The organism is Aeromonas sp. FDAARGOS 1416, from assembly GCF_019048085.1.
Taxonomy (GTDB): domain Bacteria; phylum Pseudomonadota; class Gammaproteobacteria; order Enterobacterales; family Aeromonadaceae; genus Aeromonas; species Aeromonas veronii.
On record NZ_CP077301.1, the window covers coordinates 4,033,111 to 4,050,253 of the forward strand.

The following is a 17,143-nucleotide window of genomic DNA, read 5'->3' on the forward strand; positions in this document are numbered from 1 at the left end:
TGAGCAGTGAGCCTCAACGGAGTGTCGCTGATGAGCCCTTTCTCGCTGCTGTGTGTCGCCGCCAACGTGCAACTGCTGGCCGAATTCGAACAGGAGTTGGCTCCGCTGCTCGGCCATTTCGCGCTGGTGGTGGTGGTCGGTCAGGGGTCGGCGGAGCTGGCCTTGGACGAGCTGGATCGCAAGGGGCAGCCACCCGCCGTGGTGGTGTGTGACAGCGAGCTGGGGGATGGGCGAGGGGCTGATTTTCTGATCCGCCTCGGCAGCCGTCACGAGGCGTGCCGCAAGATCCTGCTCGGCAGCCAGCCGGAGATGAAATCGATCATCGAGGCGGTCAACCTCGGTCGTCTCGACTACTACCTGCAACGCCCCTGGCGCGATGGCAGCCTGCGCCGGGCGGTGATCGAGCAGGCGAGCCACTTTGTATTGCAGCGTCCCGAGGCTGACCTGCTGAGCTATGCTGCCGTGCTCGACAACCAGAAGCTGCTGCGAGCCCATGTCGATCGCCAGTTGGCAGCCTATCGGCAGGGCTTTATGGATTACACCCACTGCAGCGATGAAGAGCTGTCGCGGGTGGTGATCGACGGCCTCTACCAGTTTTTCGAGGGCAATGACGAGGAGCGGGTCTGCCGCCACTACAGCCCGGGCCATGTGTTGACCCGCGAGGGGGAGCCCAACAGCTTCCTCTGGTTTATCGCCAAGGGGGAGGTGGTGCTGCGCAAGCGGGACGAGCAGGGGATCGATCAGGAGGTGGTGCACTACCGTACCGGCTCGCTGGTGGGGGGCATGTCCTTCGTGACCGGCGAACCCGCCTTCACCACCGGCGTGACTCTGACCGGTGCCGAGGTTATCAAGCTCGACAAGCTGCAATTCTCCCGGGTGATGCAGGCGCGCAGCGAACTGCTCCCCTCCTTTACCAACCTGCTGCTGCGTCACTTCAACCGTCGCCTGCAAAACAGCATCCGTACCGAGATGCGGCTGCAACAGACCCTCAACTCCCTTGATGCCGCTCACGCCCAGCTGGTGGAGAGCGAAAAGATGGCGATGCTGGGTCAGCTGGTGGCAGGTGTCGCCCACGAGCTGAACAACCCGGTGGCGGCCATTATCCGCGGTAGCGAGACCCTGCGGGCCGCCATCCCCGATCTGGTCAATCTCGAACTACCTGCCCCCATCAAGGGTCTGGGCAACCAGACCCTCTGTCAGGCGCTCTCCTCCCAGCCGGTCTCGACCAGCGAGATCCGTGACAAGACCCGGCTGGCGGAGGGGCGCTTTGGCGATCGTCAGCAGGCACGGCTGGCGGTGCAGATGAATCTGGATGACGAGCTGAACTGGCAGCGCTGGTTTGCCAGCCGCACTGCCGACGAGCGGGAGGCGCTGCTTTCCCGGCTGGAGCTGTTCCAGCAGACCGGCAGCTTCCTGCGCAATATCGAAGTGTGTGCCCGTCGCATCGGCGATCTGGTCAAGAGCCTCAAGCAGTATGCCCGGCAGGATCGGGCCGAGCCCTCGCTGGTAGACCTGCACGAGGGGCTGGAAGATACCTTGATGATTTTCGAAAACCGCCTCAAGCATCATGAGCTCTGCAAGGAGTACCAGCCGTTGCCGCTGGTGCGCTGTCACCCCATCGCCCTGCAACAGGTGTGGACCAACCTGATCGCCAACAGTCTGGATGCCATGAGCTGCTCGGGGCGACTCACCATCCGCACCGGGCTGCTGGATCCCGAGTGGGTCATGGTGGAGATCGAGGATAGCGGTTGCGGCATCGAGCCCGAGCTGTGGCAGCGGATCTTCGATCTCAACTTCACCACCAAGCGGGAGGGCCATTTCGGCCTCGGTATCGGTCTGAGCGTCTCGCTGCAGATAGTTCAGCAGCACCACGGCCGGATTGAGGTGGACTCGGCGCCGGGCCGCTACACCCGGATGCGGGTCTGTCTGCCGCTGGATGGCATGGGGCAGGCCGGTTACGGGGGCGAACCTCATCACAACAAGGAGCATGCGGCCTGAGCGGTGGCCAGCATCAATCGCGCGGCGTGCCAAACCATGTCGCCAAGGAGGAGCAATGAACAAACACTATCTGATCCTGTGTGTGGACGATGAGCGGGAGGTGCTGGATGCGGTGATCCATGATCTCGCCCCGTTCCGTTCCCACTTCGAGCTGGAGGCGGCTGAGAGCGTCGATGAGGCGCGTGCGGTGGTGGAGGAGTGGGAGCGCGACGGCAACAAGCTGGCGCTGATCCTCTGTGACCACATCATGCCGGGAACCCTGGGGGTCGATTTTCTGGTAGAGCTGAACCGGCGAGCCTCCACCCGTGCCAGCCGCAAATTGCTGCTGACCGGACAAGCCGGGCTGGAGGCCACCGTCGAAGCGGTCAATCGCGGTGGGTTGCACTACTACCTCGCCAAGCCGTGGAAGCTGGAGACCCTGCAAGAGGCGGTGCGCGAACAGCTGACCGACTACCTGCTGGCGGAAGATGGCGAAAATGCCTTCCACTATGCGCCGCTGCTCAATCAGGCGCGGCTGTTTGCCGCCATCCACGATCACCCGTTCGACGAGTAGGGGCAGTTGGGCTTTCGCGGTGGCAGTTGTATACTGTCTGCATATACAGTATTGCAGGTAGCCACCGATGCGACTCTTTATCGCCGAGAAGCCCACGCTGGGCCGCGCCATTGCCGATGCCCTGCCCAAGCCCCACAAGAAGGGCGACGGTTTTATCGAAACAGCCCAAGGGGATGTGGTCACCTGGTGTATCGGCCATCTGCTGGAGCAGGCCGAGCCCGATGCCTATGACGCCGCCTTCAAGCAGTGGCGGATGGAGCATCTCCCCATCATCCCCGCCCAGTGGCAGCTGGTGGCCAAACCCAAGACCAAAACCCAGCTCACCGTCATAAAACGGCTGATCAAGCAGGCGGACTGCGTGGTCAACGCCGGTGACCCGGACCGGGAAGGGCAGTTGCTGGTGGACGAGGTGATCGACTTTCTCGGCTACCCGAAAACCAAGCCGGTGCAGCGCTGCCTCATCAGCGATCTCAACCCGCCTGCGGTGCGCCGTGCCCTCGAGAAGCTGCGGGACAACAAGGAGTTCGTGCCGCTGGCGGTCTCGGCGCTGGCCCGCAGTCGGGCCGACTGGCTCTACGGCATCAACATGACCCGCGCCTATACCTTGCTCGGGCGCAAGGCAGGTTGCAGCGAGCTGCTCTCGGTCGGTCGGGTGCAGACCCCGCTGCTGGGGCTGGTGGTGCGGCGGGATCTCGAGATCGAGGCCTTCGTCCCCAAACCCTTCTACGAGGTGCTGGCCCATCTTCTGACCGATAGTAACGAGCGCTTCACCGCCAAGTGGCTGCCATCGGAAGCCTGCCTGCCGTGGCAGGATGAGGAGGGGCGGGTTCTCAATCGGGCGCTGGCCGACAAGGTGGTGAGCCGGATCAACGGCCAGCCCGCTCAGGTCGAATCGGTGGAGGAGCAGGCCCGCAAGCAGGCGGCGCCGCTGCCCTACAACCTCTCCAGCCTGCAGATCGATGCCGCCAAGCGCTTCGGCATGGATGCCAAGCGAGTGCTCGACATCTGCCAGAGCCTCTACGAGCGCCACAAGCTCATCACCTATCCGCGCTCCGATAGCCGCTATCTGCCGACCGACCACTTCAAGCGGTCCGAGCAGGTGCGCGGTGCCATCGCCGCTACAGCGCCTGCACTGGCCAAGGCGGTGAGCGAGGCTGATGGCAAGATCCGCAGCAAGGCGTGGAACGACAGCAAGGTGGATGCCCACCACGCCATCATCCCCACCGAGAAGCAGGGCAACCCCGCCACGCTGGGGGCCGACGAGGCGAAGCTCTATGGCCTGATTGCCCGCCAGTATCTGCTGCAGTTCTATCCCCCGTTCGAATACAACGACAGCAAGGTGCTGCTGCGCATCGCCGGTGGCCTGTTTCAGGCCAAGGCGCGGCGCATTCTCAAGGCGGGCTGGAAGGCGCTGCTCGGGGTGGAGGAGGATGACGACGAAGAGAAGGCGGGCACGCTGCCTGCCCTGAAAGAGGGAGAGCAACTGCTGTGCGAGCGGGGCGAACTGCAGGAGAAGATGACCCAGCCGCCCAAGTCGTTCACCGATGCCACCCTGCTGGCGGCTATGACCGGCATCGCTCGTTATGTACAGGATCCCGAGATCCGCAAGACCCTGCGCGACACCGATGGTCTCGGCACAGAAGCGACCCGGGCGGGCATTATCGACCTGCTGTTCAAGCGCCGCTTTCTGGTGCGCCAGGGCAAGAGCATCAAGGCGACCCCGACCGGGCGGGCGCTGGTGCAGGCGTTGCCAGCCACCGCCACCACGCCGGATATGACGGCGCTATGGGAGCAGAGCCTCGCCCAGATCGCCGAGCGTCACGGCAGCTACCAGCAGTTTATGGGGCCGCTCACCGAGCAGCTCAACGGCTTGATCGAGAGGGCGCGGCAGGACTCCGGCGCCAGCTTCAGCACCCTGCCCAAGGAGGCGCCGGGTGCCGGCAAGCGGCGTTTTACCAAACGCAAGAGTCCGGCAGCCAGCACGACTGGCGGGCCCCGACCGCGCAAGACGACCAGCAAGCGCCAGACCAGGGCTGCATAACGAAAAAAGGCGCCCATCCTGGGCGCCAAAGGCATTGTTGTCAGGCTGCCTGAGTGGACAAGCTGGCACGGATCCTGTGCTGGTAGTGCAGAACCACACCGAGAAACACCAGGTCCTTGAACAGGAAGAACTCGGTGACTGGCACGCCGTCAACCATCTTCCAGACACCTGTCAGAGTCAGCAGGAAGCTCAGCGTCGCCAGGAAGGTGACGATAGCCCCCATGCTGCACCAGTAACCGATGCGAGGTTGCCACAGACCCACGACCAGCCCGATGGCGATCACTATCTCGACCACCCCGATCAGGTTCGATACGCTCTGTTCCGACAGGGGGCCATAGAGCCAGCTCATCAAGGGGTGGCTGGCTACCAGTGGTTTGATGGCGGCTGCCTCTGTCGGGGTAAACTTGAAGACGCCGATCCAGAGCAGGGTCAATACCACGCCCGCCAGGGCGACCAGAAAGCCTTTGTCATGTTGCTGCATGGGGGGCTCCTTGTTTAAGGGGTCAGAGTGACGGGCGGGAAGTCGATCTCGGTCGCTGCCAGGTGGTTGCCATAGTTGGTCAGGGTATTGACGACCACCTGGCCGAGCACCTCCAGCAGCAGCTCGTCATCTACGCCTGCGGCACGGGCGCTAGCAAGCTGCTCGTCACTGATCACTCCGCGCTGACTGACCAGCGCCGTTGCCAGTTGCAGCAGGGCGTGATCAAGGGGAGCCGAGGCCTGGCCGAGCCGGGCAGCCCGGATCTCCTGGGCCGAGAATCCGGCCTTGCCCGCCAGTAGTGTGTGGGCAGACAAACAGTATTGGCAGGCGTTGGCTTGACCTATGGCCAGTGCCAGCAACTCCCGTTGTGGGGCAGTGAGGCGCCCCTTGCCAAGCGCCTCGGCAAAGGCCAGGAAGCCATTGAGCAGGGCTGGCGAGTGGGCCAGGGTGGCGTAGAGGTTGGGCACCATGCCCAGATTGCGGCGCAGGGTGGTCAGGGTCTGGGCGGCTGCGGGTTGCGGTTGGGATACTGGTTGGATACGGCTCATGATCTTCTCCTGTGGTAGTGAAGGTACGGGAGACAATGTGCCGTCATTCGTGATACGGTTTATCACTCATCGTCTGCAAATAAATACCATTCGTCTCAAATATGGATCCGCTCTCTGCCCTGTTGGTTCATGCCTCCCCCGAAGCCAAGATCTTCTTCGCCGGCAACCTGTGCCAGAACTCCTCCAGTGATGATTATCCGAGTGGCGGACATCTTCATCTGCTGCGCAGCGGTGCCGTCATGCTGCGTGAAGAGGGGGGAACCAGCTTGCTGCTCGAGGAGCCGACCCTGATCCTGTTCCCTCGGGAACGTCCCCACAAGCTTGAACCCAGAACGCTGGGGGGTTGTGATTTGGTGTGCGCCAATGTCGCATTCGGCAAGGGGGGCGCATCGCCGTTGCAACTGGCATTACCGGGCTCGCTGGTGCTGCCGCTACGTGAGTTGCCTGCCCTGACGCCGGTGCTGAGTCAGCTGTTTGACGAGGTGTTTCACCCCCGCTACGGGCAGGATCCGCTGATCTCCCGCTTGCTGGAGGTACTGTTGATCCTGCTGCTGCGTCATCTGGTCGAGCAAGGGGTGTGTCAGCAGGGGATGCTGGCAGGTATTTCCGATCCCCAGTTGGCCAAGGCAATCTCGGTGATGCATCAGCGTGGGGATGAACCCTGGACGGTGGCCACGCTGGCGCGGGAGGCCGGCATGTCGCGGGCCCGCTTTGCCGCGAGGTTTCAGGAGCGGGTCGGTCAAGCGCCGCTGGGTTATCTGACCCGCTGGCGTATGGCGCGCGCCTGCCAGCAACTGCTGGCGGGGGAGCCCATGGTGCAGGTGGCGCTGGGTGCGGGATACAGCAGCAGTGTTGCCTTTGGTCGGGCATTCGAGCGGGAGCTGGGGGTGAGCCCGGGGCGCTGGCTCAAGGCGCAGCAACAAGCCGAATAAAAAAACGGGGCAGCCAGTGGCTGCCCCGTGTTCATGGCTGGTCAGCCGGTATAGACGTTCTCTTCCGGATAACGGATGCGGGTCTCGACCGGGCGGGCCAGCATAAAGGCCAGGGTCAGGGGGCCGAGACGGCCGCAGATCATCACCAGCACCAGGATCAGCTTGCCCGGCTCGCTCAGGGAGGCGGTGATGCCGGTGGAGAGGCCGACGGTGGCAAATGCCGAGATGGTCTCGAACATGATTTTGTCGAACGGCAGATCCTCGGTCACCATCAGCAGGAACATCGCCAGCATCAGCACCATGGTGCTGACGATGATGATGGCCAGCGATCGGGTCACGATCTGGGGCGACAGGGTGCGGCCAAAAGCGGTGACATGGGGTCGTTTGGTCAGAAACGCCTTGGTCGCCAGCAGCACAACCGCGAAAGTGGTGACTTTGATACCGCCACCGGTGGAGGTGGCACCGGCACCGATAAACATCAGCATCATCAGAAACAGCAGCGCCGCCGGGGTCATCAGCCCGATATCTATGGTATTGAAACCGGCGGTACGGGCACTGGCAGACTGGAAGAAGGCAGCCAGCAGCTGGCCACCGATACCGGCCTTGCCGAGGGTGCCCGGGTTGTTGTGTTCCAGCAGCCAGAACATCAGGGTACCGGCCAGCAGCAGCGCCGGGGTCATCAGCAACATCAGCTTGCTGTGCAGCTTCAGCTTGCGCCAGCGGCGGTTGCGCACCAGATCGACGATGACGGTAAAGCCGATCCCCCCCAGGATCAGCAGGCCGGCGATGGTCAGGCTGATGATGGGGTCGTCCCTATAGTCCATGAGGTTGTTGGCAAACAGCGAAAAACCGGCGTTGTTGAAGGCTGATACCGCGTGGAAGAAGCTGACATAGAGGCCGTGCACCCACCCCATCTCGGGCACCCAGCGGATCGCCATGATGCCGGTGCCGATCAGCTGGGCAATAAAGGCGAACAGGACGATCCGTTTGACCAGCTGAATGATGTTGACCGAGCCCTCTTGTCCCAGCGCCTCCTTGGCCAGAACCTGCTGGCGCAGACCGACCCGCTTGCTGAAGATGGCGATCAGCAGCAGGGTCATGGTCATCTGGCCCAGACCGCCGATCTCCATCAGCATCAGCAGGAAAATCTGTCCCTGCAGGGTGAAGGCGGTGCCGGTATCCACCACGCCAAGACCTGTCACGCTGATGGCCGAGGTGGCGGTAAACAGGGCGTTGACGAAGGTGACCTCGCCATTGTGGCTGGAGGGTTGCACCAGAAAGATGGTGCCAATCAGCAGAATGATCAGAAAGCTGCCGAGGATCAGCCGGGCTTCGCTCCAGCGAGAGTCCTGCTCCCGATGGAGGGCGAAGGCGTAGCTGCTGCGCCAGTTGATCATAGGGTTTCGAGCCAGTGGTCGATAGCGTGCTTGTTGCCCGCCAGGATCAGGATGTCGCCCAGTTGCAGCTCCATCTTGCCGGTCAGCACGTTGTGCAGCACATCACCACGCTTGATGGCGAGCAGCTGGAAATCGCTCTGTTGCAGCAGGTGGAAGTCGCCCAGTTCCCGGCCGTTCTGTTGCAGGCCGATCACGAACTCGGTCAGCACCATGTCGTGGCCCAGCTCCAGATAGTCGAACAGCCGGTTGTCCAGCATGCTCTGGGCGACCCGGCGGCCCATGTCCCACTCCGGGTTGATCACCTTGTCGGCGCCCACTTTCTGCAGGATCTTGGCGTGGAACTTGTCGCGCGCCTTGACCCACACCTTCTTCACGCCCGCCTCTTTCAAGACGAGGGTGGTGAGGATGCTGGTCTCCAGGTTGTCACCGATGGCAACGAAGACGATATCGAAATTGGCCAGTCCCAGCTCGGCCACGGTGGCCTCGTCAGTGGCATCCGCCACGATAACGTGATTGCAGAGGGCGGCTATTTGCCGGGTCTTGCTCTCGTCGATATCGATGGCCAGTACTTCGGCATCTTGCCGTTGCAGCTCTTCGCACAGGGCGCTGCCAAACAGGCCCAGGCCGATGACGGCAAACTGGTTGTTCATGAGTTGTTCCTCAGCAGTTGAAGTCGCTTACTCTAAACCACTGCTATTCCCCCGAAAAGGGCTCGGGTTTTTCGTCATGGGGTAACTTGAGGTAGACTGCGCCCTTGCACCAAGCCGGGATAGACCGATGAAACTGAATGCCAACGCCTCCTTGTTGAAGCTCAACACCCTTGCCCTCGATGCGTACTGCCTCTGGCTGGCCGAGGTGGAGCAGGTTGCCGATCTGGCGACCCTGCGTGCCGATCCGCAGCTCAACCAGCTGCCGCGCCTCAATCTGGGCGGCGGCAGCAACATGCTCTTCACCACCGATTTTCTCGGTCTGGTGGTGCTCAACCGGCTCAAGGGGATTACCGCTGAAGATGGTGGCGATCACTGGTTGCTCCATGTGGCGGCCGGTGAAGATTGGCATCAGCTGGTGCGCCATACCTTGCAACAGGGCTGGTTCGGGCTGGAGAATCTGGCGCTCATTCCCGGTACGGTCGGTGCAGCGCCGGTGCAGAACATCGGTGCGTATGGCGTTGAGCTGGCCGACTTCTGCGCCTATGTCGAGGCGTTCAACTGGCAGAGTGGCGAGATTGAACGGATCGCGGCGGCAGAGTGCCGCTTCGGTTATCGCGACAGCATCTTCAAACACGAGTATCAGGATTCCCACCTGATCACCGCCGTCGGGCTCAAACTGCCCAAGGCGTGGCAACCGGTGCTGGGTTATGGCCCGCTGGCGGCGCTCGGTGACGCGCCTTCGGCGCAGGCCATCTTCGATACCGTCTGTGCTACCCGCATGGCCAAGCTGCCGGATCCCGCCGTGCTCGGCAATGCCGGCAGCTTCTTCAAAAATCCGGTGGTGCCTGCCGCGCTGGCGGAGTCGCTCAAGTCGCGCTATCCGCAGATGCCCTGCTATCCGGCCGGAGAAGGGCAGGCCAAGCTGGCGGCAGGCTGGCTCATCGATCAGTGTGGTCTGAAAGGTTTCGCCATCGGCCGCGCCGCTGTTCATCAGGAGCAGGCGCTGGTGCTGGTCAATCTGGGGGGCGCCAGTGCCATGGAGCTGATCGCGCTAGCGGCCCATGTCCGCGACAGCGTGGAGCAGACGTTTGGCGTGGTGCTGGAGCACGAGGTGCGATTTATGGGGGCGCACGGTGAAACCTGGCTCGATGAGGTGCTCTCATGACGTTGACTCCCATCAGACAGACCCTGATCACCCTGCTCAGTGACGGCCAGTTTCACTCCGGCGAACAGCTGGGCGAGCAGCTCGGCATCAGCCGGGCGGCGGTGAGCAAACACATGGCGGCGCTCAAGGAGCTTGGGCTGGATCTCTTTAGCCTGACCGGCAAGGGTTACCGGCTGGCGGTGCCGATGGAGCTCTATGACGAGGCGCAACTGCAGGCACTGGCCCCGATGGCGCCGGTGCACTGTTTTCCGGTCATTGGCTCGACCAACCAACACCTGCTGGATCGGGTTAATGAGCTGCGCTCCGGCGAGAGTTGTCTGGCCGAGTGTCAGACAGCTGGGCGCGGTCGTCGTGGCAAACCCTGGATTTCTCCGTTTGGTTGCCAGCTGATCCTCAGCATGTACTGGCGACTCGAACAAGGCATGGCGGCGGCCATGGGGCTCAGTCTGGCGGTCGGCGTAGCAGTGGTTGAAGCGCTGGAGTCCCTTGGTTATCAGGGGGTCGAGCTCAAGTGGCCGAACGACCTCTACTATCAGGGCCGCAAGCTGGCGGGCATTCTGGTAGAGATGAGCGGTAGCGCCGGGGCCAGCTGTCATCTGGTGATCGGCATCGGTCTCAATCTGGCGATGCCTGCCCGCGAAGGTGAGAAGATCGATCAGGCCTGGGCCGAGCTGCGCCACATCAATCCCGAGCTGGTCGATCGCAATCAGTTGGCGGCCCGGATGATCGTCCATCTGCAGCGGGCGCTGCACACCTTTGAGCAACAGGGGTTGGCAAGCGTTGTCGATGAGTGGAATCGGCTCGATCACTTTGCCGGTCGCCCGGTGCGCCTGCTGATGGGAGATCAGGAGATCCGCGGCATCGCCCGTGGCATCGACGATCGCGGCGCCCTGCGGCTGGAGACGGAGGAGGGCACCAAGTTCTATCTGGGTGGCGAACTCTCCCTGCGCCGGGGGGATTGAGGGTCAGCAAGGCCGCTCATGATGCCAAACAGAAGAGGGGGCCTGCGGGCCCCCTCTTCGTTATCCGGCAATGGCTGTCATCATTTGCGCAGTTTGATCTGCTCGATGGCGTGCTCATGGCCCTTGGTCATGATCAGGTTGGCTCGCTCACGCGTTGGCAGGATATTTTCTTGCAAATTCAGATAGTTGATGTCTTGCCAGATGTTGCTGGCGATCTGGGTCGCCTCACTCTCCGCCAGTTTGGCGTAGTTATGGAAGTAGGAGTCGGGATCCGAGAAGGCGCCGCTGCGGAATTTCAGGAAGCGTTCGATATACCAGGTACGCAGCAGTTCGGCATCGGCATCCACATAGATGGAGAAGTCGACGAAGTCCGACACGAAGACCCGATGGGGCTCCTGAGGGTAATCCATGCCGCTTTGCAGCACATTGAGCCCTTCCAGGATCAGGATGTCCGGCTGCTCCACCACCTTCTTCTCATCGGGAATGATGTCGTAGATAAGGTGGGAGTAAACCGGCGCTTCGACCTTCTCGTGACCGGCGCGGATATTGGCGACAAATTCCACCAGATGGCGGATATCGTAGGATTCCGGGAACCCCTTGCGGCGCATCAGGCCGCGCTCTTCCAGTACCTTGTTGGGATAGAGGAAGCCGTCGGTGGTGACCAGCTCCACCCGCGGATGTTCCGGCCAGCGCTCCAGCAGGGCCTGCAGAATACGGGCCGTGGTACTTTTGCCCCCCGCCACGCTGCCGGCAATGCTGATGATATAGGTGCCCTTGCCGCGGGACTGGCCGAGGAACTGCTCCAGCACCCGGCTGCGACGCTGTTTGGCTTTGACATAGAGATTGAGCAGGCGGGAGAGAGGCAGATAGATCTCTTCCACTTCCCGCAATGACACCTTCTCGTTGATCCCGCGCAGGGTCTGCAGATCGTGTTCGGTCAGGGTCAGGGGGACCGAATCGCGCAATAACGCCCATTGTTCGCGGGTGAATTGCAGATAGGGGTTATGCTCTGTCGTCATGGTGTCATCACTGTTTCTTGGGCACGGCGACCATACACCAAGGGTGGGGGAGCGACAAGGGACGCAGCAGGATTGGCTTGTTTGCCCCCGCTTTTTTGCAAACTTCCCAGCAATAAAGCATATTTTGCCGGGTTCAATGGTTGCATCCCCCAAAACCTTACAATAAAATGCGCGACGCTTGACTGTCTGTCGTCTATTTGCCGTGCAAAAGCGATAAACACAACGGGTGCAAGCAGAATTACCGTTGTGACAATCTGGCATCTGGAGGGGTTCCCGAGCGGCCAAAGGGATCAGACTGTAAATCTGACGGCTCTGCCTTCGAAGGTTCGAATCCTTCTCCCTCCACCATATTTCTCTGCGGTTTGAGTTCTTTGGGTTAGAGAAATGCGGGCATCGTATAATGGCTATTACCTCAGCCTTCCAAGCTGATGATGCGGGTTCGATTCCCGCTGCCCGCTCCAAGATGCTGATATGGCTCAGGCGTTAGCAGAGCCGCACCCTAGGGTGAGTTCGGCAAGCGAACCAGCCATCAGTACCTCTCTCTTTCCCACCAGATTCAAATCCATCATATAAACTGTTCTGTGGTTAGCTTGCCACCGCGTACTCAGCGTTAGTTTAGAGGGACGATCATGTCTAAAGAAAAATTTGAGCGTAATAAACCGCACGTTAACGTGGGTACCATCGGCCACGTTGACCACGGTAAAACCACCCTGACTGCAGCTATCACCAACGTGCTGGCCAAGCACTTCGGTGGTAAAGCTTTCGCCTTCGACCAGATCGACAAGGCACCGGAAGAGCGTGAGCGTGGTATCACCATCAACACCTCCCACGTAGAATACGACACTGCTACCCGCCACTACGCGCACGTAGACTGCCCGGGTCACGCCGACTACGTTAAAAACATGATCACCGGTGCTGCCCAGATGGACGGCGCGATCCTGGTAGTAGCAGCGACTGACGGCCCGATGCCGCAGACTCGTGAGCACATCCTGCTGGGTCGTCAGGTAGGCGTTCCGTACATCATCGTGTTCATGAACAAGTGTGACATGGTAGATGACGAAGAGCTGCTGGAACTGGTCGAGATGGAAGTTCGTGAACTGCTGTCCGAGTACGACTTCCCGGGTGATGACCTGCCGGTAGTCCGTGGTTCTGCACTGAAAGCGCTGGAAGGCGAAGCTCAGTGGGAAGAGAAGATCCTGGAACTGGCTGGCCACCTGGACAGCTACATTCCGGAGCCGGAGCGTGCGATTGACCAGCCGTTCCTGATGCCGATCGAAGACGTATTCTCTATCGCTGGCCGTGGTACTGTAGTTACCGGTCGTGTAGAGCGCGGTATCGTCAAAGTTGGTGAAGAAGTGGAAATCGTGGGTATCAAAGATACCACCAAGACCACCTGTACCGGCGTTGAAATGTTCCGCAAGCTGCTGGATGAAGGTCGTGCAGGCGAGAACATCGGTGCACTGCTGCGTGGCGTGAAGCGTGAAGACGTAGAGCGTGGTCAGGTACTGGCCAAGCCTGGCACCATCAAGCCGCACACCAAGTTTGAATCTGAAGTGTACGTGCTGTCCAAAGAAGAAGGTGGTCGTCATACCCCGTTCTTCAAAGGCTACCGTCCGCAGTTCTACTTCCGTACTACCGACGTGACCGGTACCATCGAACTGCCGGAAGGCGTAGAGATGGTAATGCCGGGCGACAACATCAAGATGGTTGTTACCCTGATTGCGCCGATCGCGATGGACGACGGCCTGCGTTTCGCTATCCGTGAAGGTGGCCGTACCGTAGGTGCTGGTGTTGTAGCTAAAGTTATCGCTTAATCTTTGGCTTACATAAATAAAGCAAAGCCCCTATAATAGGGGCTTTCTTATGCAGGGGCGTAGTTCGAATTGGTAGAACAGCGGTCTCCAAAACCGATGGTTGCGGGTTCGAGTCCTGCCGCCCCTGCCATATACCTCGTCTCGTACGGGGCTTTTGTGTCTTTGGTTACGTCAGATACAGGTGGGTTGTATGAGTGTTAGTTCTGAGAGCCAGGGCGGAAGCAAGGATACCCTGCTTTGGGGCCTGGTTTTCATTATCCTGGCGGCCGCTGTAGTGGGTAATTACCTGCTCAACGATGTTGTCGCTGCCGTCCGCGCCCTGGGTGTGGTCGTTGTCATTGCTGCTGCTGGTGCAGTAGCCCTGCAAACCACCAAGGGAAAGGCAACACTGGCATTCGCCCGTGAGTCTCGCCTGGAAGTCCGCAAGGTCGTATGGCCGACCCGTCAGGAAGCCATTCAGACAACCCTGATTGTGCTGGCGGTGACCGCCGTGATGGGGCTGCTGCTGTTCGTTCTGGACGGTGCCTTGGTCTGGTTGGTCAACCTGATTACCGGTGTGTAAGGATAAGCCATGACTGAACAACGTGAACAACGTATGAGATGGTATGTCGTGCAGGCTTTTTCCGGCTATGAAGGCCGTGTAGCCAAGTCCCTGCGCGAACATATCAAGATGCATGGCATGGAAGACATGTTCGGTGAGGTACTGGTCCCGACCGAAGAAGTGGTCGAGATGCGTGCTGGCCAGAAGCGCAAGAGTGAGCGCAAGTTTTTCCCGGGTTATGTCCTGGTCCAGATGATCATGGATGAAACCACATGGCACCTGGTGCGTAACGTACCGCGCGTAATGGGCTTCATCGGCGGTACTTCCGACCGTCCGGCACCGATCTCCGACAAAGAGGCCGATGCCATCCTGAACCGTCTGCAGGATGCCCACGACAAGCCGCGTCCGAAAACCCTGTTTGAACCGGGTGAAATGGTGCGGGTTGCCGATGGTCCGTTTGCCGACTTCAACGGTACCGTTGAAGAGGTCGATTATGAGAAGAGCCGCGTGAAGGTCTCTGTACTGATCTTCGGTCGTTCTACTCCTGTTGAACTGGATTTTGGTCAGGTTGAAAAGGGCTGATTGAATTCTGTACGTTTAACGGTTGTCAGGGGCAGCGAATATCTCTATAATTCGCTGCCCCTTTATTAGTTGGGGAGCCGTTTGCAGGAGCAAGTCTCCGAGGCGCTAGAACCCATTTTTGAGGTATTTTCCTAATGGCTAAGAAAGTCACAGCTTATATCAAGCTGCAGGTTGCTGCTGGTGCAGCCAACCCGTCTCCTCCCGTTGGTCCTGCACTGGGTCAACACGGTGTTAACATCATGGAATTCTGTAAGGCGTTCAACGCTCGTACAGAGAAGCTGGAAAAAGGTTCACCGACTCCGGTCGTGATCACCGTTTACAGCGACCGTTCCTTCACCTTCGAAACCAAGACTCCGCCTGCTTCCTTCCTGCTGAAGAAAGCTGCTGGCATCAAGTCTGGTTCTTCCAAGCCGAACAAAGACAAGGTTGGTAAGGTGACCGTTGCCCAGCTGCAAGAAATCGCCAAGACCAAAGAGCCGGATATGACTGGTGCCGATCTGGATGCAAAAGTACGTTGCATCGCAGGCTCCGCTCGTTCCATGGGTCTGGTAGTGGAGGATTAAGACAATGGCTAAACTTTCCAAGCGTATGCGCGTTATTCGCGAAAAAGTTGACGGTACCAAAGAGTACTCCATCAACGAAGCCATTGCCCTGCTGAAAGAACTGGCTACCGCCAAGTTCGTTGAAAGCGTTGACGTTGCTGTCAACCTGGGTATCGACGCTCGTAAATCTGACCAGAACGTACGTGGTGCTACTGTACTGCCGCACGGTACCGGTCGTGATGTACGCGTTGCCGTATTTACCCAAGGTGCCAACGCCGAAGCAGCTAAAGCTGCCGGTGCTGACCTGGTAGGTATGGATGACCTGGCCGATCTGGTTAAGAAAGGCGAGATGAACTTCGACGTAGTTATCGCATCCCCGGATGCCATGCGCGTTGTTGGTCAACTGGGTCAAATCCTGGGCCCGCGCGGCCTGATGCCGAACCCGAAAGTTGGTACTGTAACTCCTAACGTTGCCGAAGCTGTCAAGAACGCCAAGGCTGGTCAGGTTCGTTACCGTAACGACAAGAATGGTATCATCCATACCACTCTGGGTAAGGTTTCTTTCAACGAAGTTCAGCTGAAAGAAAACTTGGAAGCTCTGCTGGTTGCCCTGAAAAAAGGCAAGCCCTCTTCCGCCAAAGGTCAATTCATCAAGAAAGTCAGCATCTCCACCACCATGGGTGCCGGTGTTGCCGTAGACCAAGCTTCTCTGGAAGCTCAGGCCTAATTGATGGGTTTTACAAGGCGCAAAATTTAATCTATAATTTTGCGCCTTGATTGGTTGGGGGTTTCGACCTCCGTCCAAGACCGCAGGAGGCTGCAAAGCCTTAATGTTTCCTGCGTAGACGGTGCCGGAAACCCAGCGAGAAAGATTCTTTCTCTTCTGGAATCCTGCTACCGCATCGTTCCCCTCTGTTGTAAAGGTAGGGGGGATGTGTCAGTACTGGGTCAATAGACCCGGATTCAATCCAGGAGTTAAGCCAATGGCATTGGGACTCGAAGACAAAAAGGCAATTGTTGCTGAAGTCAACGAAGCTGCCAAAGGCGCTCTTTCTGCAGTTGTTGCCGATTCTCGCGGTGTAACTGTAGACAAGATGACCGTCCTGCGTAAAACCGCTCGTGAAGCCGGTGTGTACATGCGCGTTGTGCGTAACACCCTGCTGCGTCGCGCGGTAGAAGGTACCGAATACGAGTGCCTGAACGACGCATTTACCGGTCCTACCTTGATTGCTTTCTCTAACGAACACCCGGGCGCTGCTGCTCGTCTGTTCAAAGAGTTTGCCAAAGCGAACCAAAAGTTCGAAATCAAGGCTGGCGCTTTTAACGGTGAGTTTATCGCCGCAGCACAAATTGATCGTCTGGCCACGCTGCCGACTTACGAAGAAGCAATTGCGAAGTTGATGGCGACTATGAAAGAAGCCTCTGCTGGCAAGCTGGTTCGTACTATCGCTGCTGTTCGCGACCAGAAACAAGCTGCTGCTTGATTCTCGCCTATTTAGGCTGTTTGAGTTTATTCAACATCAGGAATTTTTGTCATGTCTATCACTAAAGACCAAATCATCGAAGCCGTTGCTTCCATGTCCGTAATGGAAGTTGTTGAGCTGATCGAAGCTATGGAAGAGAAGTTCGGTGTTTCTGCCGCTGCTGCCGTAATGGCTGGCCCGGCTGCTGCTGAAGCAGTAGAAGAGAAGACCGAGTTCGACGTAGTTCTGACTGCTGCTGGCGCCAACAAAGTTGCCGTTATCAAAGCCGTTCGTGGCGCTACCGGTCTGGGCCTGAAAGAAGCCAAAGATCTGGTAGAAGCTGCTCCGGCTAACCTGAAGGAAGGCGTGTCCAAGGACGAAGCTGAAGCTCTGAAGAAAGAGCTGGAAGCTGCCGGTGCTTCTGTTGAGATCAAATAATCTGCATTTATGTAGAT

At 59.3% G+C, this 17,143-nt stretch carries 18 protein-coding genes and 3 tRNA genes; 16 read left to right on the plus strand and 5 right to left on the minus strand.

Translation table 11 applies throughout. The features are described 5' to 3' along the window. Positions 1-30 precede the first annotated feature (30 nt). The 3 genes from I6L46_RS18355 (at position 31) to I6L46_RS18365 (ending at position 4,592) form a co-directional block, all read left to right on the plus strand. On the plus strand, positions 31-1,998 hold the full coding sequence (locus I6L46_RS18355) for an ATP-binding protein (protein ID WP_216952235.1): 1,968 nt from the start codon (positions 31-33) through the stop codon (positions 1,996-1,998). Between the two features lie 55 nt (positions 1,999-2,053). Next, on the plus strand, positions 2,054-2,551 hold the full coding sequence (locus I6L46_RS18360; RefSeq protein ID WP_005341867.1) for a response regulator: 498 nt from the start codon (positions 2,054-2,056) through the stop codon (positions 2,549-2,551). A gap of 67 nt (positions 2,552-2,618) precedes the next feature. Continuing rightward, positions 2,619-4,592 (plus strand): DNA topoisomerase III, encoded by a 1,974-nt coding sequence (locus I6L46_RS18365; RefSeq protein WP_216952234.1) that lies wholly within the window; start codon positions 2,619-2,621, stop codon positions 4,590-4,592. 40 nt (positions 4,593-4,632) lie between these two features. Here the strand turns inward: I6L46_RS18365 and I6L46_RS18370 are convergent, their stop codons facing one another. Both I6L46_RS18370 and I6L46_RS18375 read right to left on the minus strand, forming a co-directional pair. Next, positions 4,633-5,073, minus strand: coding sequence for a DUF417 family protein (locus I6L46_RS18370; RefSeq protein WP_005357613.1), 441 nt, complete (start codon positions 5,071-5,073; stop codon positions 4,633-4,635). Positions 5,074-5,087: 14 nt separating this feature from the next. After that, positions 5,088-5,621, minus strand: a complete 534-nt coding sequence (locus I6L46_RS18375) for a carboxymuconolactone decarboxylase family protein (protein WP_064338932.1) — start codon at positions 5,619-5,621, stop codon at positions 5,088-5,090. Positions 5,622-5,722: 101 nt separating this feature from the next. Between I6L46_RS18375 and I6L46_RS18380 the strand changes: the two genes are divergently transcribed. Then, positions 5,723-6,553 carry an AraC family transcriptional regulator gene (locus I6L46_RS18380; RefSeq protein ID WP_216976650.1) on the plus strand — a complete coding sequence of 277 codons (831 nt, stop codon included), beginning with the start codon at positions 5,723-5,725 and terminating at the stop codon, positions 6,551-6,553. Between the two features lie 41 nt (positions 6,554-6,594). Here I6L46_RS18380 and I6L46_RS18385 read toward each other — a convergent pair whose 3' ends face one another. Both I6L46_RS18385 and I6L46_RS18390 read right to left on the minus strand, forming a co-directional pair. After that, positions 6,595-7,950 (minus strand): TrkH family potassium uptake protein, encoded by a 1,356-nt coding sequence (locus tag I6L46_RS18385; RefSeq protein WP_005356363.1) that lies wholly within the window; start codon positions 7,948-7,950, stop codon positions 6,595-6,597. After that, positions 7,947-8,600 carry a TrkA family potassium uptake protein gene (locus I6L46_RS18390; protein ID WP_005339863.1) on the minus strand — a complete coding sequence of 218 codons (654 nt, stop codon included), beginning with the start codon at positions 8,598-8,600 and terminating at the stop codon, positions 7,947-7,949. The genes I6L46_RS18385 and I6L46_RS18390 overlap by 4 nt, the downstream gene beginning before the upstream one ends. Before the next feature lie 127 nt (positions 8,601-8,727). Between I6L46_RS18390 and murB the strand changes: the two genes are divergently transcribed. Further along, positions 8,728-9,765: a UDP-N-acetylmuramate dehydrogenase gene (murB, locus tag I6L46_RS18395; protein WP_216959735.1), complete on the plus strand. Its 1,038-nt coding sequence runs from the start codon at positions 8,728-8,730 to the stop codon at positions 9,763-9,765. Beyond that, complete coding sequence (gene birA, locus I6L46_RS18400; RefSeq protein WP_216976652.1) at positions 9,762-10,727, plus strand: bifunctional biotin--[acetyl-CoA-carboxylase] ligase/biotin operon repressor BirA; 966 nt, start codon at positions 9,762-9,764, stop codon at positions 10,725-10,727. Before murB ends, birA begins: the two co-directional genes overlap by 4 nt. A gap of 80 nt (positions 10,728-10,807) precedes the next feature. Here birA and coaA read toward each other — a convergent pair whose 3' ends face one another. Next, positions 10,808-11,746, minus strand: a complete 939-nt coding sequence (coaA, locus tag I6L46_RS18405) for a type I pantothenate kinase (protein WP_005339877.1) — start codon at positions 11,744-11,746, stop codon at positions 10,808-10,810. Positions 11,747-12,009: 263 nt separating this feature from the next. Between coaA and I6L46_RS18410 the strand changes: the two genes are divergently transcribed. The 10 genes from I6L46_RS18410 to rplL all read left to right on the plus strand — a co-directional run bounded on the left by I6L46_RS18410 (position 12,010) and on the right by rplL (position 17,126). Beyond that, positions 12,010-12,094: transfer RNA gene (locus tag I6L46_RS18410), tRNA-Tyr, on the plus strand. Positions 12,095-12,132: 38 nt separating this feature from the next. After that, positions 12,133-12,207, plus strand: a tRNA-Gly gene (locus I6L46_RS18415). Positions 12,208-12,375: 168 nt separating this feature from the next. After that, complete coding sequence (tuf, locus tag I6L46_RS18420) at positions 12,376-13,560, plus strand: elongation factor Tu (RefSeq protein ID WP_074042664.1); 1,185 nt, start codon at positions 12,376-12,378, stop codon at positions 13,558-13,560. Between the two features lie 53 nt (positions 13,561-13,613). Next, positions 13,614-13,690 (plus strand) — tRNA-Trp (locus tag I6L46_RS18425). A 60-nt stretch (positions 13,691-13,750) separates the two neighbouring features. After that, on the plus strand, positions 13,751-14,122 hold the full coding sequence (secE, locus tag I6L46_RS18430; protein ID WP_005306322.1) for a preprotein translocase subunit SecE: 372 nt from the start codon (positions 13,751-13,753) through the stop codon (positions 14,120-14,122). Between the two features lie 9 nt (positions 14,123-14,131). Further along, positions 14,132-14,683, plus strand: a complete 552-nt coding sequence (nusG, locus tag I6L46_RS18435) for a transcription termination/antitermination protein NusG (protein ID WP_005306318.1) — start codon at positions 14,132-14,134, stop codon at positions 14,681-14,683. A 134-nt stretch (positions 14,684-14,817) separates the two neighbouring features. Then, positions 14,818-15,246: a 50S ribosomal protein L11 gene (rplK, locus tag I6L46_RS18440; protein WP_005339887.1), complete on the plus strand. Its 429-nt coding sequence runs from the start codon at positions 14,818-14,820 to the stop codon at positions 15,244-15,246. A gap of 4 nt (positions 15,247-15,250) precedes the next feature. Beyond that, complete coding sequence (rplA, locus tag I6L46_RS18445) at positions 15,251-15,952, plus strand: 50S ribosomal protein L1 (RefSeq protein WP_005339888.1); 702 nt, start codon at positions 15,251-15,253, stop codon at positions 15,950-15,952. A gap of 256 nt (positions 15,953-16,208) precedes the next feature. Beyond that, positions 16,209-16,709 carry a 50S ribosomal protein L10 gene (gene rplJ, locus I6L46_RS18450; protein ID WP_005339895.1) on the plus strand — a complete coding sequence of 167 codons (501 nt, stop codon included), beginning with the start codon at positions 16,209-16,211 and terminating at the stop codon, positions 16,707-16,709. A 51-nt stretch (positions 16,710-16,760) separates the two neighbouring features. After that, positions 16,761-17,126 carry a 50S ribosomal protein L7/L12 gene (gene rplL, locus I6L46_RS18455; RefSeq protein ID WP_005306304.1) on the plus strand — a complete coding sequence of 122 codons (366 nt, stop codon included), beginning with the start codon at positions 16,761-16,763 and terminating at the stop codon, positions 17,124-17,126. Positions 17,127-17,143 lie beyond the last annotated feature (17 nt).

Bases quoted from the DNA above. Each gene is read 5' to 3' on its own strand.
- I6L46_RS18355 (WP_216952235.1), top strand. From the start codon at position 31: ATGAGCCCTTTCTCGCTGCTGTGTGTCGCCGCCAACGTGCAACTGCTG.
- I6L46_RS18370 (WP_005357613.1), bottom strand. From the start codon at position 5,073: ATGCAGCAACATGACAAAGGCTTTCTGGTCGCCCTGGCGGGCGTGGTA.
- I6L46_RS18385 (WP_005356363.1), bottom strand. From the start codon at position 7,950: ATGATCAACTGGCGCAGCAGCTACGCCTTCGCCCTCCATCGGGAGCAG.
- coaA (WP_005339877.1), bottom strand. From the start codon at position 11,746: ATGACGACAGAGCATAACCCCTATCTGCAATTCACCCGCGAACAATGG.
- murB (WP_216959735.1), top strand. From the start codon at position 8,728: ATGAAACTGAATGCCAACGCCTCCTTGTTGAAGCTCAACACCCTTGCC.
- tuf (WP_074042664.1), top strand. From the start codon at position 12,376: ATGTCTAAAGAAAAATTTGAGCGTAATAAACCGCACGTTAACGTGGGT.
- nusG (WP_005306318.1), top strand. From the start codon at position 14,132: ATGACTGAACAACGTGAACAACGTATGAGATGGTATGTCGTGCAGGCT.
- rplA (WP_005339888.1), top strand. From the start codon at position 15,251: ATGGCTAAACTTTCCAAGCGTATGCGCGTTATTCGCGAAAAAGTTGAC.
- I6L46_RS18375 (WP_064338932.1), bottom strand. From the start codon at position 5,621: ATGAGCCGTATCCAACCAGTATCCCAACCGCAACCCGCAGCCGCCCAG.
- I6L46_RS18365 (WP_216952234.1), top strand. From the start codon at position 2,619: ATGCGACTCTTTATCGCCGAGAAGCCCACGCTGGGCCGCGCCATTGCC.
- secE (WP_005306322.1), top strand. From the start codon at position 13,751: ATGAGTGTTAGTTCTGAGAGCCAGGGCGGAAGCAAGGATACCCTGCTT.
- I6L46_RS18390 (WP_005339863.1), bottom strand. From the start codon at position 8,600: ATGAACAACCAGTTTGCCGTCATCGGCCTGGGCCTGTTTGGCAGCGCC.
- rplL (WP_005306304.1), top strand. From the start codon at position 16,761: ATGTCTATCACTAAAGACCAAATCATCGAAGCCGTTGCTTCCATGTCC.
- rplK (WP_005339887.1), top strand. From the start codon at position 14,818: ATGGCTAAGAAAGTCACAGCTTATATCAAGCTGCAGGTTGCTGCTGGT.
- birA (WP_216976652.1), top strand. From the start codon at position 9,762: ATGACGTTGACTCCCATCAGACAGACCCTGATCACCCTGCTCAGTGAC.
- rplJ (WP_005339895.1), top strand. From the start codon at position 16,209: ATGGCATTGGGACTCGAAGACAAAAAGGCAATTGTTGCTGAAGTCAAC.
- I6L46_RS18360 (WP_005341867.1), top strand. From the start codon at position 2,054: ATGAACAAACACTATCTGATCCTGTGTGTGGACGATGAGCGGGAGGTG.
- I6L46_RS18380 (WP_216976650.1), top strand. From the start codon at position 5,723: ATGGATCCGCTCTCTGCCCTGTTGGTTCATGCCTCCCCCGAAGCCAAG.